Annotated in this window: 20 protein-coding genes, 1 tRNA gene, 1 pseudogene and 1 riboswitch; of the genes and pseudogenes, 15 read left to right on the top strand and 7 right to left on the bottom strand. The window is 71.3% G+C overall.

What is annotated here, in order from left to right; translation table 11 throughout:
- Window positions 1-192 precede the first annotated feature (192 nt).
- Window positions 193-1,182, top strand: a complete 990-nt coding sequence (locus ACGFRB_RS31920; RefSeq protein ID WP_393248008.1) for a nucleoside triphosphate pyrophosphohydrolase — start codon at window positions 193-195, stop codon at window positions 1,180-1,182.
- 243 nt (window positions 1,183-1,425) lie between these two features.
- On the opposite strand, the gene ACGFRB_RS31915 is transcribed toward ACGFRB_RS31920, so the two are convergent.
- The 3 genes from ACGFRB_RS31915 to ACGFRB_RS31905 form a co-directional block, all read right to left on the bottom strand.
- On the bottom strand, window positions 1,426-1,842 hold the full coding sequence (locus ACGFRB_RS31915) for a DUF6193 family natural product biosynthesis protein (protein ID WP_393248006.1): 417 nt from the start codon (window positions 1,840-1,842) through the stop codon (window positions 1,426-1,428).
- Window positions 1,843-2,217: 375 nt separating this feature from the next.
- Window positions 2,218-3,444: a globin domain-containing protein gene (locus tag ACGFRB_RS31910; RefSeq protein ID WP_393248004.1), complete on the bottom strand. Its 1,227-nt coding sequence runs from the start codon at window positions 3,442-3,444 to the stop codon at window positions 2,218-2,220.
- Window positions 3,445-3,547: 103 nt separating this feature from the next.
- Complete coding sequence (locus ACGFRB_RS31905; RefSeq protein WP_393248002.1) at window positions 3,548-4,372, bottom strand: alpha/beta fold hydrolase; 825 nt, start codon at window positions 4,370-4,372, stop codon at window positions 3,548-3,550.
- Window positions 4,373-4,574: 202 nt separating this feature from the next.
- Between ACGFRB_RS31905 and ACGFRB_RS31900 the strand changes: the two genes are divergently transcribed.
- From ACGFRB_RS31900 to ACGFRB_RS31865, 8 genes are all read left to right on the top strand, one after another.
- Entirely contained in the window at window positions 4,575-5,279 is a 705-nt protein-coding gene (locus ACGFRB_RS31900; RefSeq protein ID WP_393248000.1) for a TetR/AcrR family transcriptional regulator, read from the top strand.
- 173 nt (window positions 5,280-5,452) lie between these two features.
- Entirely contained in the window at window positions 5,453-6,706 is a 1,254-nt protein-coding gene (locus ACGFRB_RS31895; RefSeq protein WP_393247998.1) for a cytochrome P450, read from the top strand.
- A 180-nt stretch (window positions 6,707-6,886) separates the two neighbouring features.
- Window positions 6,887-8,263 (top strand): transglycosylase family protein, encoded by a 1,377-nt coding sequence (locus ACGFRB_RS31890; RefSeq protein WP_393247996.1) that lies wholly within the window; start codon window positions 6,887-6,889, stop codon window positions 8,261-8,263.
- 258 nt (window positions 8,264-8,521) lie between these two features.
- A riboswitch (cyclic di-AMP (ydaO/yuaA leader) is annotated at window positions 8,522-8,695 on the top strand.
- A gap of 3 nt (window positions 8,696-8,698) precedes the next feature.
- Window positions 8,699-9,499 (top strand): transglycosylase family protein, encoded by an 801-nt coding sequence (locus tag ACGFRB_RS31885; protein WP_393247994.1) that lies wholly within the window; start codon window positions 8,699-8,701, stop codon window positions 9,497-9,499.
- 430 nt (window positions 9,500-9,929) lie between these two features.
- Window positions 9,930-11,210, top strand: coding sequence for a phosphopyruvate hydratase (gene eno / locus ACGFRB_RS31880; RefSeq protein WP_361231434.1), 1,281 nt, complete (start codon window positions 9,930-9,932; stop codon window positions 11,208-11,210).
- Between the two features lie 408 nt (window positions 11,211-11,618).
- Window positions 11,619-12,089 (top strand): septum formation initiator family protein, encoded by a 471-nt coding sequence (locus ACGFRB_RS31875; RefSeq protein WP_361231436.1) that lies wholly within the window; start codon window positions 11,619-11,621, stop codon window positions 12,087-12,089.
- 81 nt (window positions 12,090-12,170) lie between these two features.
- Window positions 12,171-12,803 carry a DUF501 domain-containing protein gene (locus ACGFRB_RS31870; RefSeq protein WP_393247992.1) on the top strand — a complete coding sequence of 211 codons (633 nt, stop codon included), beginning with the start codon at window positions 12,171-12,173 and terminating at the stop codon, window positions 12,801-12,803.
- A complete protein-coding gene (locus tag ACGFRB_RS31865) occupies window positions 12,800-13,714 on the top strand; it encodes a Ppx/GppA phosphatase family protein (protein WP_363003173.1) in 915 nt (304 codons plus the stop codon). Before ACGFRB_RS31870 ends, ACGFRB_RS31865 begins: the two co-directional genes overlap by 4 nt.
- Window positions 13,715-13,763: 49 nt before the next feature.
- Here ACGFRB_RS31865 and ACGFRB_RS31860 read toward each other — a convergent pair.
- A pseudogene (locus tag ACGFRB_RS31860) lies at window positions 13,764-13,994 on the bottom strand (hypothetical protein); the annotation flags it as partial.
- Window positions 13,995-14,625: 631 nt separating this feature from the next.
- On the opposite strand from ACGFRB_RS31860, the gene ACGFRB_RS31855 reads away from it, so the two are divergent.
- From ACGFRB_RS31855 to ACGFRB_RS31845, 3 genes are all read left to right on the top strand, one after another.
- Window positions 14,626-16,005: an NAD(P)/FAD-dependent oxidoreductase gene (locus ACGFRB_RS31855; protein WP_363003175.1), complete on the top strand. Its 1,380-nt coding sequence runs from the start codon at window positions 14,626-14,628 to the stop codon at window positions 16,003-16,005.
- A gap of 306 nt (window positions 16,006-16,311) precedes the next feature.
- Complete coding sequence (locus ACGFRB_RS31850) at window positions 16,312-17,739, top strand: class I SAM-dependent methyltransferase (protein ID WP_393247990.1); 1,428 nt, start codon at window positions 16,312-16,314, stop codon at window positions 17,737-17,739.
- A 253-nt stretch (window positions 17,740-17,992) separates the two neighbouring features.
- Window positions 17,993-19,279 carry a phospholipase D-like domain-containing protein gene (locus tag ACGFRB_RS31845; protein ID WP_393247988.1) on the top strand — a complete coding sequence of 429 codons (1,287 nt, stop codon included), beginning with the start codon at window positions 17,993-17,995 and terminating at the stop codon, window positions 19,277-19,279.
- A gap of 166 nt (window positions 19,280-19,445) precedes the next feature.
- On the opposite strand, the gene ACGFRB_RS31840 is transcribed toward ACGFRB_RS31845, so the two are convergent.
- Both ACGFRB_RS31840 and ACGFRB_RS31835 read right to left on the bottom strand, forming a co-directional pair.
- Window positions 19,446-21,977, bottom strand: coding sequence for an ABC transporter permease (locus ACGFRB_RS31840; protein WP_393247986.1), 2,532 nt, complete (start codon window positions 21,975-21,977; stop codon window positions 19,446-19,448).
- A gap of 121 nt (window positions 21,978-22,098) precedes the next feature.
- Window positions 22,099-22,869 (bottom strand): ABC transporter ATP-binding protein, encoded by a 771-nt coding sequence (locus ACGFRB_RS31835; RefSeq protein WP_363003183.1) that lies wholly within the window; start codon window positions 22,867-22,869, stop codon window positions 22,099-22,101.
- 608 nt (window positions 22,870-23,477) lie between these two features.
- On the opposite strand from ACGFRB_RS31835, the gene ACGFRB_RS31830 reads away from it, so the two are divergent.
- The 3 genes from ACGFRB_RS31830 to ACGFRB_RS31820 all read left to right on the top strand — a co-directional run bounded on the left by ACGFRB_RS31830 (window position 23,478) and on the right by ACGFRB_RS31820 (window position 25,197).
- Window positions 23,478-23,559: transfer RNA gene (locus ACGFRB_RS31830), tRNA-Leu, on the top strand.
- A gap of 202 nt (window positions 23,560-23,761) precedes the next feature.
- On the top strand, window positions 23,762-24,664 hold the full coding sequence (locus ACGFRB_RS31825) for a Bax inhibitor-1/YccA family protein (RefSeq protein WP_363003185.1): 903 nt from the start codon (window positions 23,762-23,764) through the stop codon (window positions 24,662-24,664).
- 206 nt (window positions 24,665-24,870) lie between these two features.
- Window positions 24,871-25,197 (top strand): hypothetical protein, encoded by a 327-nt coding sequence (locus ACGFRB_RS31820; protein WP_393247984.1) that lies wholly within the window; start codon window positions 24,871-24,873, stop codon window positions 25,195-25,197.
- A gap of 143 nt (window positions 25,198-25,340) precedes the next feature.
- On the opposite strand, the gene ACGFRB_RS31815 is transcribed toward ACGFRB_RS31820, so the two are convergent.
- On the bottom strand, window positions 25,341-26,237 hold the full coding sequence (locus ACGFRB_RS31815; protein WP_393247982.1) for a hypothetical protein: 897 nt from the start codon (window positions 26,235-26,237) through the stop codon (window positions 25,341-25,343).
- Window positions 26,238-26,643 lie beyond the last annotated feature (406 nt).

Here is a 26,643-nt window from a genome sequence, read left to right as displayed (position 1 = left end):
GGCCCCCGCTCCCGTCGCTGTCTCGCGCGCACCGCCCCGCACCCCTCCCGCTGGGGTGGGTGGGGGAGGGGCGGGCGCCGGTGGGTGGATGTGTGGGTGGGGGAGGGGCGGGCGCCGGTGGGTGGATGGGTGGGTGGGTGGATGTGTGGGTGGGGGAAGGGCGGGCGCCGGTGGGCGGGGTAGGTTCGAAGAGTGAAGTCTGAGAACCCCGGTCGTGTCGTCCTGCTCACCGCCAGCCATCGGGTGGCGCCCGGGCTGCTGTCCTGGCCCGCGTGGCAGACGCTGCGCGCCGCCGACCGGGTGCTGTGTCCCGACGCCGGCCACCCCCAGCTGCCATACCTGCGCGAGGCCGGTGTCGCCGTCGAGATCCTGCGGCCCGCCGCCGACGAACTCGTCGAAGCGTGCGCCGGCGGGCGGACGGTCGTCGTCCTGCCCTCGGGCGAGGGCGACGGGGCCCTGACCGACGGACTCGCGCGGATGGCCGGCTCCGGCCGTTTCGCCATGCCCGACCTGGAACTCCTGCCCGGCTCGTACGACCTGCCCGGCGCCCGCCTGCTCGACCTCGTGCAGGTCATGGACCGGATCCGCCGGGAATGCGCGTGGTCCTCGCGGCAGACCCACCAGGGGCTCGCGAAGTACGGCATCGAGGAGATGTACGAACTCGTCGAGGCCATCGAGGACGGCGACCGGGAAGAACTGCGCGAGGAACTCGGCGACGTGCTCCTCCAGGTCGTCTTCCACGCACGGATCGCCGAGGAGGACGAAGAGGAACCCTTCTCGGTGGACGACGTGGCAGGCACGATCGTCGCCAAGCTGATCAACCGCCACCCGCACGTTTTTGGTGACGCCACCGCCGAGACGCCCGAAGAGGTCCGGGCCCAGTGGCTGCGGAGCAAGGCCGTCGAGAAACAGCGCGAGTCCGTCACCGACGGCGTCCCCGTCGGCCAGCCGGGCCTCGCGCTCGCCGCGAAGCTCGCCGGCCGCGTCCGCACCGCCGGCCTCGACGTCCCCCCGCCCACCGGCGACGGCATCGGCTACGAACTCCTCGCCCTCGCCGTCCGCGCCGAAGCCGCCGGCATCGACCCCGAAACCGCCCTCCGCGCCGCCGGCCGCGTCTACCGCGACACCATCCGCGCGGCGGAAGGCCTTTCCACTGAGACAGAGGAAGAGGCAGGGGAGTAGGGCCCTGCCCTGCCTGGGTGGGGCGGCTGTCGTGGTCGCGTCGGAGGGGCGGGCGCTCTTCGGGGCCCGGCTGTCGCGCCGCCCGGCGGCAGGTGCACGTGCGAGTGCGGGCGTCGCTCAGGCCGGGGGATGCCGCGCGGTGGCTTCGTCCGCGCGCTGATCTTTGTCGTCGCCGGGTGCCGGTCACGCCCCGGCCGGGGCCTCGCGCATCCGTCCACGCCCTGTGGACAGGTGCGAACGAGGTCACCCGAGGGCGGGGATGTCTTCCTGCGGGGACTCGAAGGCGGCCAACTGGTCTGAGGTGCCCGTGAACGCCGGGCCTTCGTGGGGCGGCAGACGGCCGAGGACCGCTGCCACCGCCTCGTAGGGGCTGTGGGTCTCGATGATGCGTGGGGCGAGGCGGCTCGGTCCCTCGACGTAGTAGGCGTCGGATCGCAAGATGCCGATGTAGGGGATGTCCCAGGTGTACGGGGCTCTCGTGCACCGGCTGAGGTGGAGCTCCCACATACCCGTCCAGGGGAAGAACCGGCGCAGCCCTGGTTCCGCGTGCGCGACCCGGATCAGTTCGGCGAACGCGCCGTGGAGCGGTGACTCCGAGACGCGCATTCCACCGCCCGGGGTGAGGAGTTCGTTCCACTTCGCTTCGACTATGTCCGACATCCCACGATGATCGAACAGGTGGGACGGCCGGTCCATTGGCCGCGAGGTGAGCCGGTGGCCCGGCTCCCGCAAGCCCGGGGCGGCGGTACTCGGTGGGGGCGGTACCCGGTGGGGTGTTGGGCACGCCGGCACGCCGCCGGCAGCGGCGCGTGGACGTGGGCGGGGCGCGGAAACTGCCGGGGTGAGGGCGTGGTGGACGGCGGCCGGTGCGGGTCGGGCGGGAGGGACTTGGGCCGGTGTCGATATCGGTGTGGGCGGTGGTGGGGCTGACCGCCGGGGGCAGCGTGTAGGGCTTCGGGTCTCCTTCGGTGTCGAGTCGGGTCGTCTCCCGCCCGCCCCGATGCCGGGCCACGCGGGAGGTGAGTCGACCCGGTGTCAGTACGCCCGGGGGGCGCGGGCGTCCGGGTTGTGCCAGTGGAGGGCCGGGCGGCTCATGCGGCGTTCGGAGAGGGACATCGGGCGGGCCGGCGCCGTGGAGGTGGTGGCGCGGGTGATCGGGGGAACGCGGTCGTGGAAGATGCGGACCGGGTCCGTGCCCAGCCCCGCCAGGATCGACGAGACCAGGGTCAGGAACTCCGGCGGACCGGCGAGATAGACATCGTGGGCCGGCCAGTTGACGCCGGAGCGCAGTGCCTGGAACAGCCGTTCCGTGGCCTGACCGCGCGGTGCGCGGGGGGCGGCCGTGATGGAGGTGAGCCGCATCCCCGGGATGTGCGCGGCCAGTCGCTCCGCGTCCGCCCGGCCGTAGAGGTACTCCCTGCTGCGGGCGACGAGGAACAGCCGTCCCTCGCACGCCGGCTCGTCGGTCGCCGCCTCTTCGAGCAGGGCCCGGATCGGCGCCCAGCCCGTGCCCGCCGCGATGTAGGTGCGCGGCTTGCCGGGCGGGGTGCGGGCGGTGAGCGCGCCGCTCGGGGCGGACAGCCGTACCGTGTCGCCCGGCCGGAGCCGGTCGGACAGCGCGGTGCTCATCGCCCCGCCCTCGACGCGGCCGATGTGCAGATCGACCGTGCCGTCCGGGCGCGGCGCGTTGGCGAGCGAGTACGTACGCCAGATCCTCGGCGCGTGCGGGGTGCTGACGCTCGTGTACTGGCCCGGCAGGTAGGAAAACGGCGTCCGGGGACGCAGGGTCAGCAGCGTCAGATCCGGCCCGTACCGCTCGTGCCGCACCACGTCGGCGTCCCACCAGGCAGGCTGCCCCGCCTCGGCCGACCGCCCGGCGCCGGCCTGCATCAGGTCGGAGACCAGCCCGTACGCCTCCGTCCACGCCTTCTCCGCCTCCATGGTCCAGGCGGCGCCGGACGCGTGCGCGAACGCGGCGAGGAGACTCGCGCCGACCGCGCTGTAGAGCGCGGGCGTCGCCAGGAACTTCCGGTGGTCGCGGCCCAGCTGCCCCAGATACTTCCCGAGCTCCGGATCGTCCAGATGCGTCACCACATGGGTCAGCGCGGCGAACAGACGGTCTCTCTGCGGCGCCATGTCGGCGGGAAACAGCTCGCGGACGCGCGGGTTGTTCCAGAAGAGGTGCGAGTAGAAGTAGGTGACAGCGTGCTCCGCTCGTCTCTCGACGACCGCGAACGTGCTTTTGAGTAGCTGGGCATCCACTTGACGAGATCTAAGCACCTCACGCGCCGGCCGAGCGCCGCGGCCGGGGCCTTCAGGGTGTGAGAAAGGTCCGTCACCTCGCCTGCGTACCGAAGCAGTCGGGTCACCCCGCCTTCGCGCCGAAGAAGTCGGCGAGGGCGGGCGCCAGGACCCGCGGGGCTATCGTGTGTTCCTCCCCGGGGAAGAGCCGCAGGGTGAAGTTGTCGCCCGCCGTGGCCAGCTCACGGGCGCCGGCCAGGATGTGCGGCGCGCCCCGGTCGCCGCTGCCGACGAGCACCGGCACCGTCACCGACGCCCAGCGGTCCAGCGGCAGCGGACGCCCGGACATGGTGTCGCCCATGACCCGGCCGTCGTAGGAGAGGGTGGGGGCGAGGGCCTCCATGCCCGCCCAGAACGGGGCCTGACGCATCCCCGCGACGACCTCCTCGGGCACGCCGACCGCCGCCGTCATGAAGTACTCGACCGCGTCCCCGTACGCCCCGCGGCCGACCAGCTCCGTCAGTCGTGTCACGTAGTCGGCGGGCAGCGGCGGCCGGCTGTCGTCGGTGACGAACGGCGGCTCGTAGACCGCGAGACGGGTCACCGCGCCGCCGCCGATCCGGGCCGTGGCCTCCAGGGCGAGAGCGCCGCCGGACGACATGCCGAAGAGTGCGGCGGAGCCGCCGGCCGGGCCCTGGATCAGCGCCTCCAGGTCCTCGATCTCCCGCGCCACCTCGTACGGCGTGGTGTCGCCGCTGCCGCCCCGGCCCCGGCGGTCGTACGTGATCACGGTGAAGTGCTCGGCGGCGAGCAGTCCCGCCAGTTCGGCGGAGTCGGCGCCGGTCATCAGCGCCCCGCCGACCAGGACGACGGACGGTCCGGTGCCACGGACCGCGCAGGCGATCGCGGTGCCGTCAGCGGAGACGACCTTGTGCGTGGTCGTGGTCATGAGAGATCCCCTTCCCCCGAGTTCGCGTGGAACCCGATCCCGATGCTTGCTGACGCGGCGGCCGTGGGACGGGCCGTCGATCAGGTACTGGACCGTACAGTACTCAGGTGGGTACTGGTCGGTCCAGTACTCTTTCGGGTGAGCGTTTCCGGCGGGGACGGGGGCGGAGAGAAGAAGAGAGAAAAGGGAGAGGGGAACGGCCATGGACAGCCGCTCGGCACTCAAGCACCAGTCGATCCTGGAGGCGGCGACCTCCGTGTTCCTGACCAAGGGATACGCGGGGACGAGCATGGACGACATCGCGAAACTGGCCGCGGTCTCCAAGCAGACCGTCTACAAGCACTTCGCCGACAAGGACACCCTCTTCGCCGAGATCGTCCTCGCCACGACGGACGACGTCGACGGGATCATCGGGGCGGCGGCCGAGTTCCACACCGTCGTGAACGGCGGCGGCGGCGGTGGCGAGGGGAGCGGGGCCGGGGACGGGAATGGGGCCGGGGCCGGCGGTCTGGAGGAGGGGCTGGCCCGGCTCGCCCGGAGCTTCGTCCGTACCCTCACCCAGGACCGTGTCCTGCGGCTGCGGCGCCTGATCATCGCCAACGCCGACCAGTTCCCCGAGCTGGGCGCCGACTGGTACGAGCGCGGCTTCGAGCGGGTGCTCGCCGGCCTCGCCGACACCTTCCGGCAGCTCGACGCCGAGGGGCGGCTCACCGTCCCGGATCCGGAGCTCGCCGCGCACCACTTCGCCGGGCTGCTGCTCTGGATCCCCGTCAACGCGGCCATGTTCCACGGCTCCGCCCAGCACACCGACGCCGATCTGGACCGGTTCGCGAAGGAGGGGGTCCGGGTCTTCCTCGCCGCCTATCGCGGGACGGGTGAGGCGAAGAGGGGCGGGGGCGTCGGCTGACCGTCCGGGGCGGCGCGCTCCGGCTCCGCCTGGCTTCGCTCCGGCTCCGCCGGACCGAGGCCCGGCCCGGCCAGATCGAGCCCAGGTCAGGCCGGAGCGAGCCCAGGTCAGGCCGGGACCCGTGGGCCCATGGGCCCGGTGGTGTCCCGCCAGGCGCCTTGTACGGTCGGAGCATGAGCACACCCCCCGCCCCCGAGCTGTTCACCTGGGAGTTCGCCACCGATCCGTACCCGGCGTACGCCTGGTTGCGCGAGCACGCGCCCGTCCACCGGGCGACGCTGCCCAGCGGGGTGGAGGCATGGCTGGTGACCCGGTACGCGGACGCCCGCCAGGCGCTCGCCGATCAGCGGCTGTCGAAGAACCCGGCGCACCACGACGAGCCGGCGCACGCCAAGGGCAAGACGGGCATCCCCGGCGAGCGCAAGGCCGAGCTGATGACGCACCTGCTCAACATCGACCCGCCGGACCACACCCGGCTGCGCCGCCTCGTCTCCAAGGCGTTCACCCCGCGCCGCGTCGCCGAGTTCGCGCCGCGCGTGCAGGAGCTGACCGACCGGCTCATCGACGGCTTCGCGGAGCGCGGGAGCGCGGACCTCATCCACGAGTTCGCGTTCCCGCTGCCGATCTACGCGATCTGCGACCTGCTCGGCGTACCGGCCGAGGACCAGGACGACTTCCGCGACTGGGCCGGGATGATGATCCGGCACGGCGGCGGGCCGCGCGGCGGCGTCGCGCGCTCGGTGAAGAAGATGCGCGGCTACCTCGCCGAACTCATCCACAAGAAGAGGGAGGAGCCGGGAGACGACCTGATCTCCGGACTCATCCGCGCCTCGGACCACGGCGAGCACCTGACCGAGAACGAGGCCGCCGCCATGGCCTTCATCCTTCTCTTCGCCGGCTTCGAGACCACCGTCAACCTCATCGGCAACGGCGTCTACGCGCTGCTGCGCGACCCCGGGCAGCGCACCCGCCTCCAGGACTCGCTCGCCGCGGGGGAGATTGGCCTGCTGGAGACCGGGATCGAGGAGCTGCTCCGGTACGACGGGCCGGTCGAGCTCGCGACCTGGCGCTTCGCGACCCAGCCGCTGACCATCGGCGGGCAGGAGATCCCGGCCGGCGACCCGGTCCTCGTCGTTCTCGCCGCCGCCGACCGCGACCCGGCCCGTTTCGACCAGCCGGACACCCTGGACCTCGCGCGGCGCGACAACCAGCACCTGGGATACGGCCACGGCATCCACTACTGCCTGGGCGCGCCGCTGGCCCGGCTGGAGGGCCAGACGGCGCTCGCGACGCTCCTGACCCGGCTGCCCGACCTGCGGCTCGGCGCCGATCCGGCCGAGTTGCGGTGGCGCGGCGGGCTCATCATGCGCGGCCTGCGGACCCTTCCCGTGGAGTTCACCCCGGCCCCTCGGAGCCACGAAAGCTGACGGCAGGTCAAAAATGTGATGTTCGCGTGATCTGCGGTGCATCGACTTGTGACGCCCGTTCGAATGCGGCTACGTTCACCCGCAGTCCACACCGTCACGCGAAAGGCACTCCGCATGCGCTCCGGGAACGGACGTCACCGTCGACCTCGCCAGGCCCCCGCTATCGTCGTCGCCGCGGGAGTGACCGGATCGGCCCTGGCCCTGCCCCTGCTCGCCACCGGGTCCGCTTCCGCCGCCGATGCCCAGACCTGGGACCGGGTCGCCGAGTGCGAGTCGGGTGGCGCGTGGAGCGCCAACTTCGGCAACGGTCTCTACGGCGGGCTCCAGTTCACCCAGGACGGCTGGGAGCGGCACGGCGGTCTCGCCTACGCGCCCAGCGCCGACCTGGCCAGCCGGGCCCAGCAGATAGCCATCGCCGAGAAGGCGTTCGCCGCCGGTGACACCCAGTGGGACACCTGCGCCCCGATCGCCGGGCTCCAGCACGACGGCAAGGCGCCCGCCGTCGACCCGGGCTCCGGCCCGCGACCCGGCGCGTCGCACTCTCCCGTCGCCGAGTCGAACCGCACCGACGGCCTGCCGTCCGAGGCCGGTCAGGGCAAGGGCAACCAGGGCAACGGCGGCCAGGGCAACCAGGGCCAGGGCAACCAGGGCGACCAGACCGGTCACGGCCAGGACGGCAACCAGGCCCACCAGGGGAACGGCCAGGACGGCCATGGCCAGAGCGGCCAGGGTGGCCCGTTCGGCCAGCCGCAGGGCAACCAGGGCGACCAAGGCGACCAGGGTGGTTACGGGCAGGGTGGCGGCCCGGCCGCCCCCGGTGGCTCCGTGGACTCGCACCCGGGCGGGACGGCCACCCCGGGCACCCCCGACGCCTCCGCCACCCCGGCTGCCCCGGCCACCCCGGCGCCGGCGGTCACCCCCTTCGCTCCGACCGCGCCGGGCGTCTCGCTCCCGCAGGCGCCGACCGGCCTCCTGGCCATCCCCGGCGTCCTCCAGCTGCCCGGCCTCCCGGGCGCCCCCGCCACCCCGAGCGTGCCCACGACCCCGGCCGCTCCGGCCGCCCCGGACACGTCCGTGACGCCGGGTCTGCCGACCGCGCCCGGGGCGACCACCCCGGGTCAGGCGAAGGGCGAGGCGAAGGGCCAGGACAAGGGGCAGGGGCAGGGCCAGAGCGACAGCAAGGGCAAGCACCGGGGTGACGCCGCGCCGGAAGGTACGGACGGCTCGGACGCCGCGCGTGAAGCGGGACGGCACGCCGCCCCGGCCGACACCGACGCCGACGACGCCGACGATGCCGCCGAGGGCGGGAAGGGCGGCGAAGGCAGCGCCGCCAAGGGTGCGGTCGTGGCTGGAAACGCCGTCACCGCGGACAAGGCGGACGAATACACCGTCAGACCGGGAGACAGTCTGACGGAGATCGCGCGACGTACGGGTCTCGCGGGCGGCTGGTCCGCGCTCTACGACGCCAACAAGAAGAAGCTCGGCTCCGACCCCGACCTCATCGTCCCTGGTCAGAGCCTCAAGCTGGGGTCGCAGAACTCCTCGTCCGACGAGTAGTCAGGGCCTGAATGTCCGTAATGCCGCAGTGAGATATGGATCTCTCTTGTCGAACGGGCGCACGGGCGCCGTGGGCTGTGATCGAATCGCCCCTCACCTGCGCAAACACCCCCTGACGGGGAGCAAGTAGGGGCGATTTTTCCGGGTTGATGGGCTTTGATCTTCTCCCCGGTCTGTGTCTACGGTCATGACCGCTCGCCACCGCGGGCCCCGTCGGGCGGTACGCCGAATCCTGCCGCCGGCCGATGGGAACAGTCGTCGCGTCATGCGCCGAAGGCAGGAGCGGGGGACCCAAGGTAAGCGCCGGGCCCGGCCGTTGAAACAGACGGCCGACGACCGGCTTGGGGTGGAGCCGCGTGCAAGGACACGCGGCCGGACAACTCACAGGTCCGAACCCGACAGCTCACCTCGTAGGCGTCGGTGAGGAGAATCTCCATGCTGTTTTCCGGCAAGGGCAAACACCGTCGTCCCTCCAAGGCCACCCGTGTCATCACGCTGACGAGCGTCGCGGGCGTCGCCGTCGCCGCCCCGCTGATGGCCGCGGGCAACGCCTCCGCCGCCACCGCCGCCGAGTGGGACCGCGTCGCGCAGTGCGAGTCCGGTGGCAACTGGTCCATCAACACCGGCAACGGTTACTTCGGCGGCCTCCAGTTCTCCGCGTCCACCTGGGCGGCGTACGGCGGCACCTCCTACGCCTCGCGTGCCGACCTGGCCTCGAAGACCCAGCAGATAGCCGTCGCCGAGAAGGTCCTGGCGGGCCAGGGCAAGGGCGCGTGGCCGAGCTGTGGCGTGGGCCTCTCCGGCGCCGCGTACTCGGGCTCCGCCTCGTCGTCTTCGTCGTCTTCTTCCTCGTCGTCGTCCTCGTCGTCCTCGGCGGGCACTTCCTCCTCTTCCTCGTCCTCGGCGAGCAAGAGCACCGGCTCCTCCGCCGGCTCGGCCACCGGTTCCATGACCGCGCCGCAGCGCTCCACCGAGCAGCCGACCACCCGCGGCACGCAGCGCCAGGCCCCGCAGGCCGCTCCGCAGGACGCCGCCAAGAAGACCGTCACCACCCCGACCGGCAAGAAGGTCAAGAAGGGCGACGGCGAGTACAAGGTCGTCTCCGGCGACACCCTCAGCAAGATCGCCAAGGAGAACGGCGTCAAGGGCGGCTGGCAGCAGCTGTTCAAGCTGAACAAGGACATCGTCGAGGACGCCGACCTGATCTACCCGGGCCAGCAGCTCCACCTGAAGTGAGTCGCGCGCTCGTGTGAGTCCCCACCTCTCGCGAGCGGCACCTCGCGTGGGTTCGGCGACTGTTCCCCGTGGTGACCCCGTGACCGTCCCCGATCGGCCCGGAGCGCGTGCTCCGGGCCGATCGCGGTTCGCCGTCGCGGTTCGCGGTTGCGGTTCATGGCCGCGGTTCATCGTCGCCGTTCACGGTTCGGGCTCCCCGAGCCGGCCGTCATCGGTCCGATTCCGGGTTCGCCCGCCGCTTTCCTCCGGATCAATACCGATGAGTAACCCAGGGGATTCGTCCCTATGTGCATGCCCCCGGGTCCTTTTTCGTCTTAGGGGGCGGGCGCCCGGTGGCCGTCGCCACCGCGCCGGTTAGGCTCTTGTCGCAAGGCGAACGAGACCTTGCGCATGCGTCACACTCAGCGTCACATCCCAGAAGGAGATGCTCGTGCCGTCCATCGACGTCGTCGTAGCCCGGGAAATCCTGGACTCCCGAGGCAACCCCACCGTCGAGGTCGAGGTCGGCCTCGACGACGGCAGCACGGGTCGTGCTGCCGTTCCGTCCGGCGCCTCCACCGGTGCGTTCGAGGCCCTGGAGCTTCGCGACGGTGACCCCAACCGTTACCAGGGCAAGGGTGTCGAGAAGGCCGTCCTCGCGGTCATCGAGCAGATCGGCCCGGAGCTTGTCGGCTACGACGCCACCGAGCAGCGCCTGATCGACCAGGCCATGTTCGACCTGGACGCGACCCCGGACAAGTCCTCGCTCGGCGCCAACGCCATCCTCGGCGTCTCCCTCGCCGTCGCGCACGCCGCCTCCGAGGCGTCGGACCTGCCGCTCTTCCGCTACCTCGGCGGCCCGAACGCGCACCTGCTGCCCGTTCCGATGATGAACATCCTGAACGGCGGCTCGCACGCCGACTCCAACGTGGACATCCAGGAGTTCATGATCGCGCCGATCGGCGCGGAGTCCTTCTCCGAGGCCCTGCGCTGGGGCACCGAGGTCTACCACACCCTCAAGAAGGTCCTGAAGGACAAGGGTCTGTCGACCGGCCTCGGCGACGAGGGCGGCTTCGCCCCGAACCTGGGCTCCAACCGTGAGGCCCTCGACCTCATCCTGGAGGCCATCAAGCAGGCCGGCTACGTGCCCGGCAAGGACATCGCGCTCGCGCTCGACTGCGCCGCCTCCGAGTTCTACAAGGACGGCGTGTACGAGTTCGAGGGCAAGTCCCGCTCGGCCGCCGAGATGACCGAGTACTACGAGGAGCTGGTCGCGGCCTACCCGCTGGTCTCCATCGAGGACCCGCTGTTCGAGGACGACTGGGCCGGCTGGAAGGTCATCACCGACAAGCTCGGCGCCAAGGTCCAGCTCGTGGGCGACGACCTGTTCGTCACCAACCCGGAGCGTCTGGCCCGCGGCATCGAGGAGGGCTCCGCCAACGCCCTCCTGGTCAAGGTCAACCAGATCGGTTCGCTGACCGAGACCCTGGACGCCGTCGAGCTGGCCCAGCGCAGCGGCTTCAAGTGCATGATGTCCCACCGCTCCGGCGAGACCGAGGACGTCACCATCGCCGATCTGGCCGTCGCCACCAACTGCGGCCAGATCAAGACCGGTGCCCCGGCCCGCTCCGAGCGCGTCGCCAAGTACAACCAGCTGCTGCGCATCGAGGAGATCCTCGACGACGCCGCGGTCTACGCCGGCCGCAGCGCCTTCCCGCGCTACAAGGGCTGACACCCGGGCGGGCCCGCGCCCGGCGCGGGTGATCTCCCGTCAGGGCCGATCTCCCGTCAAGGGTGATCCCCGGCAGGACCGATCCCCGGCAGGGGTGATCCTCCCGCCAGGGCCGATCCCTCGCCGGGGGCGATGTCCCGTCAGGGCCGATCTTCGGCTCGCCGCTTCCGTCCGTCCCCGCACCCGGTCCCGTACCGTGTGCGGGGACGTACGTTTGACCGGCCCGCGCCACGCCGCGCCGACACGCGCGCGCGTGAGTGCGTGCGTGCGTGCGTGTGGCCGTACCGGCGCACGGCGGACCGCGACGGATCGGTGTCGTACCGACGCGGACCGGCGCGGATCGGCGAAGGACCGCGACGGACGCGACGGGCCGCGACGTATGGCGCGACGGATGGGGAGACGCAGGACATGGCCGTGAAGGACCGGGACCGGTTCTCGACCGCGACCCGGATCAGGCTGCTCGGCGAGCAGACCGCCGCCCGTGTCTACCGTTCCCAGACCCGCCGCCAGGACCGCCGCTCCCGGCTCACGGGACGCGCCGCGTTCCTCGCGCTCGTCGTCTGTTCCATGGTGGTGGCGCTCGCCTACCCGATGCGGAGCTACGTCTCCCAGCAGGGCGAGATCGCCGACCAGCGGCAGAAGGCGGCCGAGGCCGCCCGCCGCGTCGAGCAGCTGCGCGACGAGAAGGCCCGCCTCCAGGACCCCGCGTACATCCGCCGGCTGGCTCGTGAGCACCTGCACTACGTACGGCCCGGCGAGACCGCCTTCACCGTGAACGACCCCGAGGCGGACAGCCGGCCGCGTTCGGACCGGGGGGCGGAAGACCAGCCCTGGTACGACAATCTGTGGGACGGCGTGGACAACGCCGACCGCCACTGACCCCCGCCCCCGCCCCACCTCCCGCTCCTTATTCTTTTCCCCCCACTCCCACCTACTTCAGCAAGGCAGACCGAGGCAGACATGGACACGCCCCCTCCGCAGACCGAGAGCACCGAGCCCACCGCCGCGGACATCGCCGCGTTCGAGGCCCAGCTCGGCCGGCCGCCCCGCGGCCTGCGCGCCATCGCGCACCGCTGCCCCTGCGGCAACCCGGACGTCGTCGAGACCGCGCCCCGGCTCCCCGACGGCACCCCGTTCCCGACCACGTACTACCTGACCTGCCCGCGCGCCGCCTCCGCCATCGGCACCCTGGAGGCCAACGGCGTGATGAAGGAGATGCAGGCCCGGCTCGCCACCGACCCGGAGCTGGCCGCCGCGTACCGCGCCGCGCACGAGGACTACATCGCCCGCCGTGACGCCATCGAGGTCCTGGAGGGCTTCCCGAGCGCCGGTGGCATGCCCGACCGGGTCAAGTGCCTGCACGTGCTCGTCGGCCACTCCCTGGTGGCGGGCCCGGGTGTGAACCCGTTCGGCGACGAGGCCCTGGCGATGCTGCCCGAGTGGTGGGCGAAGGGCCCGTGCGTCACCCCGTGCGCCGTCCCGCCGAAGGAAGAGGACGGCTGGACCGTCGACGCTGCCGAGGACGGCCACTTCGCCTTCAAGCCGCTGGACGGTGACAGCGGCACCGGCGCGGCCGAGGGGGACGCCAAGTGACCCGGGTCGCCGGAATCGACTGCGGTACGAACTCCATCCGCCTCCTCGTCGCGGACGTCCACCCGGAGACGGGCGAGCTGATCGAGCTGGACCGGCGGATGACCATCGTCCGGCTCGGGCAGGGCGTCGACCGGACGGGCCGGCTCGCGCCCGAGGCGCTGGAGCGGACCTTCGCCGCCTGCCGTGAGTACGCGGCGGTCATCGAGGAGCTGGGCGCCGAGCGGATCCGCTTCGTGGCCACCTCCGCCTCGCGCGACGCCGAGAACCGGGACGACTTCGTCCGCGGCGTCGTCGGGATCCTGGGCGTCGAGCCCGAGGTCATCACCGGCGACCAGGAGGCCGAGTTCTCCTTCACCGGCGCCACCGGCGAGCTGCCCGGCGACGACCGGCGGCTGGTCGTGGACATCGGCGGCGGCTCCACCGAGTTCGTGGTCGGCGTCCGGCACGTGGAGGCCGCCCGGTCCGTGGACATCGGCTGCGTACGGCTGACCGAACGCCATGTGCGCAACGACCCGCCGGCCGCCGACGAGATCGCCGCGATCCGCGCCGACGTCCGGGCCGCGATGGACCTGGCCGCCGAGAAGGTGCCGCTGGGCGAGGCCGAGACCCTGGTCGGGCTGGCCGGCTCGGTCACCACGGTGGCCGCGATCGCGCTGGGCCTGCCGGAGTACGACTCCACCAAGGTCCACCACGCCCGGATCTCCCGCGCCCAGGTCGACGAGGTGGTCACCCGGCTGCTCGGCTCGACCCACGACGAGCGGGCCGCGATCCCGGTCATCCACCCGGGTCGGGTCGACGTGATCGTCGCGGGCGCGGTCGTCCTCGCCGAGATCATGGAGCGCACGGGCGCCGCCGAGGTGGTCGTCAGCGAGCACGACATCCTCGACGGAATCGCGCTCTCGGTGGCGTAGGCGGCCTGGACGGCGGGTGGCCGGCGGGGCGGTCGGCGCGGGCGGAGCGTTACCTGTGGGCGTCCGGCTCCGGCCGCCCGCCGCTCGCGGATTTCCTGCCGTCCTTGCCGTCCTTGCCGTCCCTGCCGTCCTTGCCGTCCCTGCCGTCCCTGCGGTCCCCGTCGCGCTCGCCGTCCCCGCCGAACAGATCCGTCAGCAGTTCGGCCATCGACACGGTGGGGCCGCCTTCGGCCAGTACCGCCTCCGCTTCCCGGGCCGGAAGCGCGTCTTCGAGGGCTTCCCGCACGTTCTCGGAGTCGTCCGCTGTTTTGTCGTCGTCCATGGGCCCAGTGTGACCAGGCCGGTGACCTCCCCCGTCCCTTCCGTCCGGTTTGGGGGGTGTGCGGGGAGGCGTGCGCGAGGGGCACGTGGGGGTACGTGAGGGGCGTACGAGGTCACCCCCGCCCCACCATGTGATCCCGCTATCCGCCACATAGCGGTCGGCTATGACTGCCTGTGAGGGGCTTGCGAGGGGGTCGAAACAGGCCCGGAAGGGGCCCGTGAGGGCCCTTCGGTGACGTCCTGTCGAAAAGGTTCGTGAAGTTCTTCACAAGAGAAAGGCCCCCGAAAGGGCCCTGTAGGGGCCTCTGGAGGGACTTTGGTCCCTTTCGGGGGTTGCTCACGGCCCATTCCCAGGCGCGCGCAGGCATTCGCTCATTGATTCCATCGTGTGAACGCGCCCTGCCGTTCAGCGTGAAGGAAAGGCCTTCAGGCCAGTTCACATGGGGTGCCCAACGATCAAGCGGAGCCACCGGTTCCTTTGCTGGAACATGACATCCGTCACGTGGGCGGCGGAGTGTAGCAGAGGTACCCCGCAACCTTGTGAAGGGGCGCACGAGGTACCCCCTCCCGCGGGGTGGATACTCGATGCCATGAGCACCACGGAGCGTCCCAGGATCCTCGTAGTAGGCGGCGGGTACGTAGGACTGTACGCAGCTCGGCGCATCCTGAAGAAGATGCGCTACGGCGAGGCGACCGTCACGGTCGTCGACCCCCGGTCGTACATGACCTACCAGCCCTTCCTCCCCGAAGCCGCCGCCGGCAGCATCTCGCCGCGCCACGTCGTCGTCCCGCTGCGACGCGTCGTGCGTGGGGCCGAGGTGCTCACCGGCCGGGTCACCACCATCGACCAGGACCGCAAGGTCGCGACGATCGCGCCGCTCGTCGGCGAGGCGTACGAGCTGCCGTTCGACTACCTGGTCATCTCGATGGGTGCCGTCTCCCGTACCTTCCCGATCCCCGGCCTCGCCGAGCAGGGCATCGGTATGAAGGGCATCGAGGAGGCCATCGGCCTGCGCAACCACGTCCTCGAGCAGCTCGACAAGGCCGACTCGACGACCGACGAGGAGATCCGCCGCAAGGCGCTCACCTTCGTCTTCGTCGGTGGCGGTTTCGCCGGTGCCGAGACGATCGGCGAGGTCGAGGACATGGTCCGCGACGCGGCGAAGTACTACACCAACGTGAAGCGCGAGGACATGCGCTTCGTGCTGGTCGACGCCGCGGACAAGATCCTTCCCGAGGTCGGCCCCAAGCTCGGCCAGTACGGCAAGGAGCACCTGGAGAGCCGGGGCATCGAGATCTACCTCCAGACCTCGATGGACTCCTGCGTCGACGGTCACGTCGTGCTGAAGAACGGCCTTGAGGTCGACGCCAACACGATCGTGTGGACCGCCGGTGTGAAGCCGAACCCGGCGCTCGCCCGCTTCGGTCTGCCGCTCGGCCCCCGCGGCCACGTGGACACCACCGAGAAGCTCCAGGTCCAGGGCATGGACTACGTCTGGGCCGCCGGCGACAACGCCCAGGTTCCGGACATGGTCGGCCGTGACGCCGGCAACCCGAACGCCTGGTGCCCGCCGAACGCGCAGCACGCCCTGCGTCAGGCCAAGGTCCTCGGCGACAACGTCGTGTCCGGCATGCGCGGCTTCCCGCAGAAGGAGTACCGCCACGCCAACAAGGGCGCCGTCGCGGGTCTCGGCCTGCACAAGGGCGTCGCGATGATCGTCATGGGCAAGATGAAGATCAAGCTCAAGGGCCGTCTCGCCTGGTACATGCACCGTGGCTACCACGGCATGGCGATGCCGACCTTCAACCGCAAGATCCGCATCTTCGCCGACTGGACCCTGGGCATGTTCCTCAAGCGTGAGGTCGTCTCCCTCGGTGCCATGGAGACGCCGCGCGAGGAGTTCTACGAGGCGGCCAAGCCCGCCCCGAAGCCGGCCGCCCCGGCGCAGGAGCCCGCCAAGGCTTCCTGACCCGGGCGCTGTGCCGCGCGGGTACCGGCGTACCGGCGCGCACAGCACCTGAGCAGGGCTGAGCGGGATCCGCAGGATCCGCAGGTCCCAGCAGCACCTCGCAGTACCCCCGAAAGGGCCGTCCGCCATCCGTGGTGCGGGCGGCCCTTTCGTTTGCCCTTCGCCCTTCGCCCTTCGCCCTTCGCCCGTTGTCCTTTCGTATGTTTTTACGGACGCGTTGCGTCCGGGCGGGACTGAATCACCTACCGACGGTGTTCCTCTGGTGACAGGCATTTCTGGGGCACGGGATCACGGAGGTGTTGCATCATGGCCGACGCCGCATCGCGGCTGACCGCCCTCGCCGAGGACGTACTGGGAGCCCCGCTCCCCGTCCGGCTGCGGGCCTGGGACGGCAGCGAAGCAGGACCCGCGGGCGGCCCCGTACTGATCATCCGCGAGCGCCGCGCGCTGCGCAGGCTGCTGTGGAAACCGGGGGAGCTGGGTCTCGCACGCGCCTGGGTGGCCGGCGAGATCGACGTCGAGGGGGATCTGTACGACGTCCTGGACAAGCTGGCCACGGCGGTCTGGGAACGGGGCGATGAGGCGCGCGGCGCGCTCGACGCCGTACGCGATCCGAAGGTACGGGCCGCGGCCCGCGCCCTGCTGAAGCTGGGCGGTCCGCTGCCGCCGCCGAAGCCGCCCGTCGAGGAGATGCGCGGGCGCAGCGGCGTCCGGCACTCCAAGCGCCGCGACAAGCAGGCGATCAGTCACCACTACGACGTGGGCAACGAGTTCTACGAGCTGGTCCTCGGACCCTCGATGGTCTACTCCTGCGCCTACTGGGGCCAGAGTGACGAACGGGCCGTGGGGACGGAGGGTGCCGCCGGGGCCGCGGGCACCCTGGAGGACGCCCAGCGCGACAAGCTGGACCTGATCGCCCGCAAGCTGCGGCTGAAGGAGGGCGACCGGCTGCTCGACGTCGGCTGCGGCTGGGGTTCGATGGCCATCCACGCGGCCCGTGAGTACGGGGTCAGGGTCGTCGGCATCACCCTGTCCCGGGAGCAGGCCGCGTTCGCCCGCAAGCGGGTCGCCGACGAGGGCCTGACGGACCGGGTGGAGATCCGGGTCCAGGACTACCGGGACGTCCCCGACGGCCCGTTCGACGCGATCTCGTCCATCGGCATGGCCGAGCACGTGGGCGCGGCGCGTTATCGGGAGTACGCGGACATCCTGTACGGGCTCCTCAAGCCGGGCGGGCGGCTGCTCAACCACCAGATCGCGCGCCGACCGGAGGCGGACGAGTCCGCGTACCACGTGGACGCCTTCATCGACGCGTACGTCTTCCCGGACGGCGAACTCGCCCCGATGGGGCGCACCCTGACGACCCTTGAGGACGCGGGCTTCGAGGTGCGCGACGTCGAGGCGATCCGGGAGCACTACGCGCTGACGCTGCGTCAGTGGGTGGGCAACCTGGAGCGGGAGTGGAGCCGGGCGATCCGGCTGGTCTCGCCGGGGCGGGCCCGGATCTGGCGGCTCTACATGGCGGCGTCGGCGGTGTCGTTCGAACGCAACCGGATCGGCGTGAACCAGTTCCTCGCGGTGAAGACGCCGGAGTCGGGGGCCTCGGGGATGGCGCTACGGCCCCGGGAGTGGACCGAGACGGCTGCGGGGGCCGGGACGGCTGTCGGATCCGGGGCGAAGGAGATGGGGGCGGAGAAGGCCGGGGCGAAGGCGGTGGCCGGGACCGACGGCTGATCCGGGGCGACGAACTCGGTCCGAGTCCCAAGTCTCAAGTCTCAAGTCCCGATTCCTGATTCCCAAGCTCCGGGTCTCAAGTCCCGAGGTTTGTTAAACCCGTTCGGCCGATCGATACGTTCAGCCCTTCCGGCTCCGGGTAGGCGGGGTGCCAGTGCGAACCGGCACCCCGCTTTTCCATGGGCCCGGTTCGTCCCGACTGTCCCGACCACCGATCTGCCCGAACCGTCGCGCCTGTCTCATAGGGGGAACCGTGCGCCGTCGTCCCGTCACCCGTCCGCCGCTGGCCCTGCCCCGGGCCCTCGCCGCCGCCGGCCTCGCCACCACCACGCTGCTCGCCCTGTCCGCGGTCCCGGGCGGCGCCGCGTCCGCGGACAGCCCGGCGGACCTTTCCGCGGGCACCACCGTGAACAGCGCGGAGGCCGCGGTGACGGCCACCGCCACCTTCAACGACCCCGGGGGCGACGCCGCCGCCCAGAACCGCATCCGCGATCACGTCGTCGACCTGGTGAACCGGGCCGAGAGCGGCTCCACGATCAGCGTCGGCATGTACAACTTCACCGACGGCAATGTCTCCGCCGCGCTCGCCGCCGCCTCGGCGCGCGGGGTCGGCGTACGGATTCTGCTCGACCACACCACCCGCGTCACCACGGGCGGCGAGTACGACACCCTCGCCGCCGCGCTCGGCACCGACCGTACGAAGAACTCCTGGGTGTACGCGTGCCCGGCCGGCCGGGGCTGCCTCGGCGACCGGAAGCTTCCCGGCGACCCCGACGGGGCCATCAACCACAACAAGTTCTTCCTCTTCTCCGCCACCGGCGGGGCGAAGAACGTCGTCGTGCAGTCCTCGGCCAACCTGACCGGCGTCCAGCGCACCGATCTGTTCAACAACGCCGTCACGCTCCCCGACAGCGGCCTCTACGCCGTCTACCAGGCCTATTTCGCCGATCTGCTCGCGTACGGCACCTCGGCCAAGGGCCTCGACCACTACTACAAGACGCCGACCGCGAGCCCGTACAAGGCGTACTTCTTCCCGCGCAAGGAGGCCGCGGGCACCTCGTACGACTCCGACGCGAGCACCGACACCGTCAAGCTGATCCTCGACAACGTCGACTGCGCGGGCGGCGCCACCAAGGTCCGGATGGCCGCCAACCTCTTCACCCGCCGCGAGGTCGCGAGCAAGCTCGTCGCCCTGAAGAACGCCGGCTGCGGTGTGTACCTCGCGCACGACGGGGCGCCCGGCTCGATGGGCGCGGGCGTCGAGTCGATCGTCTCCGGCAAGCTCACGCAGCGGGTGCAGTGCTACGAGGACCGGGGCGCGAACGTCGCCAAGGCCGGGCTGCACTCCAAGTACCTGCTGGTGGAGGGGGTGTACGACGGGGTGTCCGGCCGCAAGCTGGTGTGGACCGGCAGCCACAACTACACCTACCCGGCGCTGCGGGCGAACGACGAGACGCTGCTGAAGATCGACGTACCGGCGCTCTACGACCAGTTCCGGGCGAACCACGACCGGCTGATGACGTACTGCGCGGGCAGCTGACACGTAGCCACGCACCCACGCACCCCCGCACCCACGCACCCCCGCACCCACGCACCCCCGCACCCACGCACCCCCGCACCTACGTACGCGCACACGCGCACGGGCCGGGTTCCCGAAGGAACCCGGCCCGTGCGGCGTACTGCCGGCCGCTACTACCGCCGACCGCTTACTGTGCCTTGATCGCCTGGAGCATGTTCAGCTTGGCCGCGCTGCGGGCCGGCCACAGCGAGGCCAGCACGCCGACCAGGGCGGCGAGCAGCAGGTAGATCCCGAGCCGGCCCCACGGCAGGACCAGCGCGTAGTCCGGCAGGCTGCTCTTGATCGTCTCGCCGACCGCCCAGCCCAGGAACGAGCCGAGGCCGATGCCGACGACCGCGCCGAAGAGGCTGATGACCACGGCCTCCAGGCGGACCATCCGCTTCACGCGCCGCCGGTCGAGACCGATCGCGCGCAGCATGCCGATCTCCTGCTGCCGCTCGAAGACCGACATCGCCAGGGTGTTGACGACGCCGAGGACCGCGATGAGCAGGGCCATCGCCAGCAGGCCGTACATGACGTTCAGCAGGCTGCCGATGGCGCCGCTGAAGGTGTCACGGATGTCCTGCTTGTCCATGACCGTCATCGCCGGGTTGTCGCCGAGCGACTTCATCACGGCCTTCTCGGCCGCGTCCGACGGGCCGCCGTCCATCTTGACGAAGATCTGCGGGATGTACGGCTTGGGGTCGTGGGCGTTGAGGACCTTGGTGTCCACGAGGATGTGCGACAGGAAGTCGGTCTCCTCGTAGACCGCGCCGACCTTCACGTCGCCCTTCTTCTTGTCGGCGAAGGTCACGGAGACGGTGGAGCCGACCTTCCAGCCGCGCTTCTTCGCGGTCGTGTCGTCGACCGCGATGGCGCCCTGGGCGAGCGAGCCGAGCGAGCCGTCGGTGACGTTCATCTTGACCAGCTGGTCGATGGCGTCCGGGGCCACACCGGAGACGGAGGCGAAGCCGCCCTTGGCGAAGTCGATGTAGCCGGACTGCTGGGGGGAGACGGCGACGGCGCCCGGGGTCTTCGCCACGGCGTCCAGGGCGGCCTGGTTGAGGCCGTCGCCGCTGGCCATGGCGATCATGTAGTCGGCCTTGATCTGGTCCGTGGTCGCCCGGTCGATGGCGCCGCCGGCGGAGGCGCCGATCACCGAGAGGCCGGTCACCAGGGTGAGGCCGATGGCGAGCGCGGAGGCGGTGGCGCCGGTGCGGCGCGGGTTGCGGACCGCGTTCTGGCCGGACAGCTTGCCCGCGACACCGAACGCCTTGAGCAGCGGACGGGCCAGCGCGATCACCGGCCGGGACAGCAGCGGGATCAGCACGATCACACCGAGGAGGGCGAGGAACGCGCCACCGGCGATGAAGGTGCGGCCGGCGCTGCCGCCCTTGCCCGCACCGAGGACGGCGCCGACCAGGCCGAGGGAGGCGAGGATCGCGCCGATGGTGTTGCGCACGACCAGGGACTTGGTGGAGGCGACCGCGTGGACGCTGCTCATGGCGGCGACCGGCGGGATCTTCGCGGCGCGGCGGCCCGGCAGCCAGGCGGCCAGCATGGTCACGAGGACACCGACGGCGAGCGAGGCGACGAGCGGGGTGGATCCGATGACCAGACCGCCGGCCGGGACCTTCAGGCCGAAGGCGGACATGGCGGACCGCAGCCCGGCGGCGAGCCCGATGCCGAGCGCGAAGCCGATGACCGAGGCGACCAGACCGACCAGACCGGCCTCCGCGAGCACGGAGCGGGTGATCTGCTTGCGCGAGGCACCGACGGCGCGCATCAGCGCGAGTTCCTTGGTGCGCTGGGCGACCAGCATGGTGAAGGTGTTGGAGATCAGGAAGATGCCGACGAAGAGCGCGATGCCGGCGAAGCCGAGCAGCATCTGGTTGATCGCGCTCATGCTGGACTCGATGTCCTTGGCCTGCTCGTCGGCGAGGGCCTGACCGGTCTTCGCGTCGGCGATGTCGCCGACGATCGGCTCCACGGCACCGAGGATCTTGTCCGCGTCGGCACCGGGTTCGGCGCGCACGGTGATCTCCAGGAAGTGGCCCGGCTTCAGGAACAGCTTCTGGGCGACGGGGGTGTCGAACAGGACGAGGCTGCCGCCCGCGTTCACGGCGCCGTCCTCGGTGGTGAAGACACCGGTCAGCTCGTACGTCTCGACGGGGCCGCTGGTGGCCACCCGGACCTGGTCGCCGACCCGGTAGCCGCCCTTCTCGGCGGTCTCCTTGTCGAGGGCGATCTGGTCGTCCTTCACCGGGCCGGTGCCGGAGGTGAAGGCGTACGCGGTGTCCTTGCCGTCCTTGCCGGGGGCGAAGTTGGTGCCCTTGTTGGACCAGCCGGAGCCGATCAGCTTGCCGTTCTTGTCCGGTACGCCGGCGAAGCCGTCGACCCGGCCGGTGGCGTCGGCGACTCCGTCGAGCGCGGCGATCTTCTGACGGGTCTTCTCGGACAGCGCCGGGGTCGCGTTGGGGTCGTTCCCGTTCGGTGTGGCGGTGATGGCTACGGCGACGTCGTCGTAGCTCTTCGCGGACTGGTTGCGGAAGGCGTTGGAGAGGGTGTCGGTGAAGACGAGGGTGCCGGACACGAAGGCCACGCCGAGCATCACGGCGAGCACGGTCATCAGCAGCCTGGCCTTGTGCGCGAGCACATTGCGCAGGGCGGTGCGGAACATGGGAGGTCCTGGGTCCTGATTCCTGAACGGAGGAAGGTGACGGGGCGGAGCGGGGCGGAGACCGGCGCCGGAGAGGGCGCCGGAGAAGGACGCCGGAGAAGAGGAGGGGCGGGCCCTCGGCTCAGCTCGTGCGGCCCTTGGCGTCGAACGCCTTCATGCGGTCGAGCACGCCGTCCGCCGTCGGGTGCAGCATCTCGTCGACGATCCGGCCGTCCGCGAGGAAGACCACCCGGTCCGAGTAGGAGGCGGCGACCGGGTCGTGGGTCACCATCACCACGGTCTGGCCGAGCTCGCGCACCGAGTTGCGCAGGAAGCCGAGGACCTCGGCGCCGGAGCGCGAGTCGAGGTTTCCGGTCGGCTCGTCACCGAAGATGATCTCGGGCTTGGAGGCCAGGGCGCGGGCCACGGCCACGCGCTGCTGCTGGCCGCCGGAGAGCTGCGAGGGGCGGTGGGACAGTCGGCCGGACAGACCGATCATGTCGATGACCCGCTGCACCCACTCCTTGTCCGGCTTGCGGCCGGCGATGTCCATCGGGAGGGTGATGTTCTCCAGGGCGGTCAGCGTCGGCAGCAGGTTGAACGCCTGGAAGATGAAGCCGATCTTGTCCCGGCGCAGCTGGGTGAGCTGCTTGTCCTTCAGGCTGCCCAGCTCGGTGTCGCCGATCCGGACGGAGCCGGAGCTGAAGGAGTCGAGGCCGGCGACGCAGTGCATCAGGGTCGACTTGCCGGAGCCCGAGGGGCCCATGATCGCGGTGAACTCGCCCTGCCGGAAGTCGACGCTGACACGGTCGAGCGCGACCACCTGGGTCTCGCCGTGGCCGTAGACCTTCGTCAGGTCGGTGGCGCGAGCGGCCACCGCGGTGGAGCGGGGCACGGTGGGAGTGGTGGTCACAGGGGGGACTCCTGTTCGTCAGGTCAATCCGGGTTGTTCAGGAACCACTCCATCGTGTCGAGCGTTAAGGCCGGGATCGTCCGTCCACATGCCCGTTCCCAGGGCCGTCTGGAGTCGCACGGTAACGGCCGCCTCTCCTCCTGAGGTATGACGGGAACCCTGATAGATGATCATGGTCGGCGGGTGCGGATTCCGGGCCGGGCCCGAGGGCGGAGTGATGGCGGGGGTGGCGGCACGGGCTGGTGGCGGGCCGGCGACGCGGGCTGGCGACGGGCCCGGCGGCGGGCTTCGCCGCAGGTCCTGCGGCGGTCCGACGGCGGTCCCGCGGAGGGCTGACTGGCGGTCCCGGTGGCGGTCCCGGTGGCGGCCTGACGGCCGTCCGGTGGCGTCGACTTGCCAAGGTCGTACCCGGACATGCGGCGAGTTTCCGTCAATCCGGTGATGGTGACGCCCCGGCCGCGACCGCCGTTCACCTTCGCCAAGGGGCTTCCACCAGCGCTGACGCTCCCTCAGCTGTCAATAAAATAAGACAACATCGGTTTGTGGTTCCTCTGATCGGGCGACGCCGCCCCGATAGGCTCGTGTGCCAGCGCGGGGCTTCGCGCCACGCCCGGATGGTGGAATGCAGACACGGCGAGCTTAAACCTCGCTGGCCTTCGGGTCGTACCGGTTCGAGTCCGGTTCCGGGCACATTCCCCGACCGCCGCACCAGGGGCGTCTCGGGTTTCTCGCACCTCCGTCGGAGTGCTTTCCCGGACTCCCCCTCAAAGGGGGAGTCCGGGGCTCCCCGACCGATTCGTGATGAAGATCCTCCCGCAGCACGAGGCCGTTTCCTTTGCCTTCGCATTACTCTGGTCGCAGCGCCGCGCCGTGCGGCCCATGGAGGAGTGAGATGAGGAGCAGCAACCCGGTCTTCTCGCGACGGGGGTTCAGCCGCGACAACGGCTACGCGGGCTTCGGCACGCAGCAGCCGCAGGCCGGGGGCCCCGCCGTCGGAACGGCCCAGCAGCCGAACGGCAACCCCTTTGCCGCCGGTACCGCGAACCCGTACGCGACCAACCCCTACGCGACGCAGGACGCCCAGTTCGGTGCCCCGCAGCAGGCGCGCGGCAATGTGATGACGATCGACGACGTGGTGAGCCGTACGGCCATCACGCTCGGCACGGTCGTGGTCACCGCCATCGCCGCCTGGCTGCTGCTGCCGGTCGACCCGGCGAACCTGGGCAAGTCGTACGGCATCGGCATCGGCTCCGCGCTCGTCGCGCTCGTCCTGTCGCTGATCCAGTCGTTCAAGCGCAAGCCCAGCCCGGCCCTGATCCTCGGTTACGCGGCCTTCGAGGGCGTCTTCCTCGGTGTGATCTCCGCCGCCGTCTCGACGTACATCGCCGACGGCGTGGTCACCCAGGCGGTCCTCGGCACCATGGCGGTCTTCGCCGGCGTGCTGATCGCCTACAAGATGCGCTGGATCCGCGTCACCCGCCGCTTCTACGGCTTCGTGATGGCCGCCGCGCTCGGTTTCGTGCTGCTGATGGCCGTCAACCTGCTGTTCTCCGTCTTCGGCGGCGGCGACGGCCTGGGCTTCCGCTCCGGCGGCCTCGGCATCGTCTTCGGCATCGTCGGCATCATCCTCGGCGCGTGCTTCCTCGCCCTCGACTTCAAGCAGGTCGAGGACGGCATCACCTACGGTGCGCCGCGCGAGGAGTCCTGGCTGGCCGCCTTCGGTCTGACCATGACGCTGGTGTGGATCTACCTGGAGGCGCTGCGCCTCCTGTCGATCCTCCAGGGCGACGACTGACCCTGTGTGAGAACTGACCCTGTGTGAGACACGGGGAGACATACGGGAAGGGCTCGTCCGGCAGCAGCCGGGCGGGCCCTTCCCGTATGCCGGGGCTCTCGCGTACGGGGGCGGGTGGGCCGGCGTGCGGGGTCCCGCCCGGGTCCCGCCCGGGACCCGGGCGGGGGCGTTGGCGAGGGGCCGCGCGGGGCGCATAGGGTCGCCGGGTGCGCGATACGACTGAACTGACCACCGCCGCCGAACGCTTCGCCGACCGGCTGCGGGCCGCCCCGCAGAGCCGCCTCCAGCGCGGCGCCGCCGCCGAGGGGCTCGCGCTCGCGCGGGAGCTGGCCGACCGGGCGCAGCGCCTGGAGTTCCCGGGCCGAGAACCCCGGACGATGCCCGACGCCGGCGTCTTCGCGGTCGCCGACCAGCTGGCGGTCGCCGCCGCCGATCTGGCCGAAACGCTGCGCACGGCCCCGCCCGGCGCCGAGGAGGCGCTGGACGAGGCCGTGCGGCTGGTACGGGAGGCGGAGGCACGCTCGGGGCTCTGAGGCGGCTGCGAGAGGCCGTGAGGGGCCTTGAAGGGGCCTGGGGGCCGGGCCTTGGGGCCGCGAGTCGGGCGTGGGGCCGTGGGAAACGCCGGGCAGGGGGTTGGGCGCGGGCGCGGTGGATGATGCGTAGTGGGCGCCGGCCGTCAGAGGCTGGCGATCACACGGTCCGCGAGGATGTACACGGTGTCCTCGGCGCTCTCACCGTACGAGAACGTGAGCGCGTACGCCCCCGAGACACCCGAACCGCCGAGCAGGACCGGGGTGCGTCCGGCCCGCAGCGCCTCGGCGAGCCGCTCGGCCGTCTCGCGGTGACCCGGCGTCATGCAGAGCGTGGTGCCGTCGGCGAAGACGTACACGTCCAGCGTGCCCAGCGGGCCGGGACGGACATCGGTCAGCGCCGTCGCCGTCTCGGCGAGCTCCTCCAGCCGGTCCACCGTGCGCTCGTGGTCCGTCGCCACCGGGGTCCGCACCGGCACGAAGTCCGGGTGCGAGGGGTGCCGCCGGCGGGCCGCGGCCAGCTCGGGGGAGTCCTCCGCGTAGTCGCCGGCGCCGGTCAGCTCCGGCAGGTCCTCCAGGGTGTCGAGGCCGTCGAGCGCGTCGAACGCGTCCAGCGCCTCGCGCGCCTCCCGGTTGTCGAGCGCGGCCGCCTCCGCCTCCATGGCCTCCAGGGCCATCGCCTCCAGACCCGCGAAGTCGGCCTGGCGCGGCACGTAATAGGGACCGTCCTCGGTGGGACCGGTGAGACCACCCAGCAGAGACGGCGCGTCGGCGGCGTCACGGGCCTCCTGCGCGGCCCAGAAGGCCCGCGCCTCGGCCAGCTCCCGCTCCCGCTCCTCGGCGAGGGCCTCGGCGACCGCGGCCCGTATCTCGGCGGTGTCCGACTGGCGCGGCTGCGGGACCGACAGGCCCGGCTCGGTGGCGAGTTCGCCACGCAGCGTGATGATCTGCTGACGGAGACCGTGGGCGGCGTGCAGAGCGGCGGCGCCGACAGCCGTGGCGGCGGCCGTGCTCACCAGCAGGGCAAGAGACAGTGCGCTCACTGACGTACTCCCGATTCCGAGTCGATCCCCCCGACTTCCTACATCAGCTTGCGGCGGGGGCGCTCCAGCTGTCAGTGCATTACGTCACGAAATGGACAGGTATTTCTGTCGGGTATTTGACCCCGAAACTGCTCTGACCTGCGAAAAGGACTCTCCCCCAGGATGTATGTCACATCCTGGGGGAGATTCGGTCACGGCTTGGACGCGGGAGGGTTGACGCTGTAGCCGGTTGGTTACGGGGCGTCGGCTCCGGGTGGGGCGGCCCAGTTCAGAGGGGTTGAGCGGGGCTTGACTCAGCTGCCACTTGCCAGCTGAGTCGCCGTCATCAGCTCAGCCGCCCTCTTTTTTGGTCGCGCTGGGCTTCGCCACCGCTGCGGGCAGGTGCCGCCCTCGTTCCTCGGGCGAC

Origin of the sequence: Streptomyces sp. NPDC048718, from assembly GCF_043198875.1 — a bacterium.
Lineage (GTDB): Bacteria > Actinomycetota > Actinomycetes > Streptomycetales > Streptomycetaceae > Streptomyces.
Note: the sequence above shows the minus strand (reverse complement) of the source record. Positions and strands in the feature narration are given on the sequence as shown.

Excerpts from the sequence above, each read along its gene's own strand:
- ACGFRB_RS31915 (WP_393248006.1), bottom strand. The coding sequence starts at position 1,842 with ATGTCGGACATAGTCGAAGCGAAGTGGAACGAACTCCTCACCCCGGGC.
- ACGFRB_RS31905 (WP_393248002.1), bottom strand. The coding sequence starts at position 4,372 with ATGACCACGACCACGCACAAGGTCGTCTCCGCTGACGGCACCGCGATC.
- ACGFRB_RS31900 (WP_393248000.1), top strand. The coding sequence starts at position 4,575 with ATGGACAGCCGCTCGGCACTCAAGCACCAGTCGATCCTGGAGGCGGCG.
- ACGFRB_RS31895 (WP_393247998.1), top strand. The coding sequence starts at position 5,453 with ATGAGCACACCCCCCGCCCCCGAGCTGTTCACCTGGGAGTTCGCCACC.
- ACGFRB_RS31885 (WP_393247994.1), top strand. The coding sequence starts at position 8,699 with ATGCTGTTTTCCGGCAAGGGCAAACACCGTCGTCCCTCCAAGGCCACC.
- ACGFRB_RS31875 (WP_361231436.1), top strand. The coding sequence starts at position 11,619 with ATGGCCGTGAAGGACCGGGACCGGTTCTCGACCGCGACCCGGATCAGG.
- ACGFRB_RS31870 (WP_393247992.1), top strand. The coding sequence starts at position 12,171 with ATGGACACGCCCCCTCCGCAGACCGAGAGCACCGAGCCCACCGCCGCG.
- ACGFRB_RS31855 (WP_363003175.1), top strand. The coding sequence starts at position 14,626 with ATGAGCACCACGGAGCGTCCCAGGATCCTCGTAGTAGGCGGCGGGTAC.
- ACGFRB_RS31850 (WP_393247990.1), top strand. The coding sequence starts at position 16,312 with ATGGCCGACGCCGCATCGCGGCTGACCGCCCTCGCCGAGGACGTACTG.
- ACGFRB_RS31840 (WP_393247986.1), bottom strand. The coding sequence starts at position 21,977 with ATGTTCCGCACCGCCCTGCGCAATGTGCTCGCGCACAAGGCCAGGCTG.
- ACGFRB_RS31825 (WP_363003185.1), top strand. The coding sequence starts at position 23,762 with ATGAGGAGCAGCAACCCGGTCTTCTCGCGACGGGGGTTCAGCCGCGAC.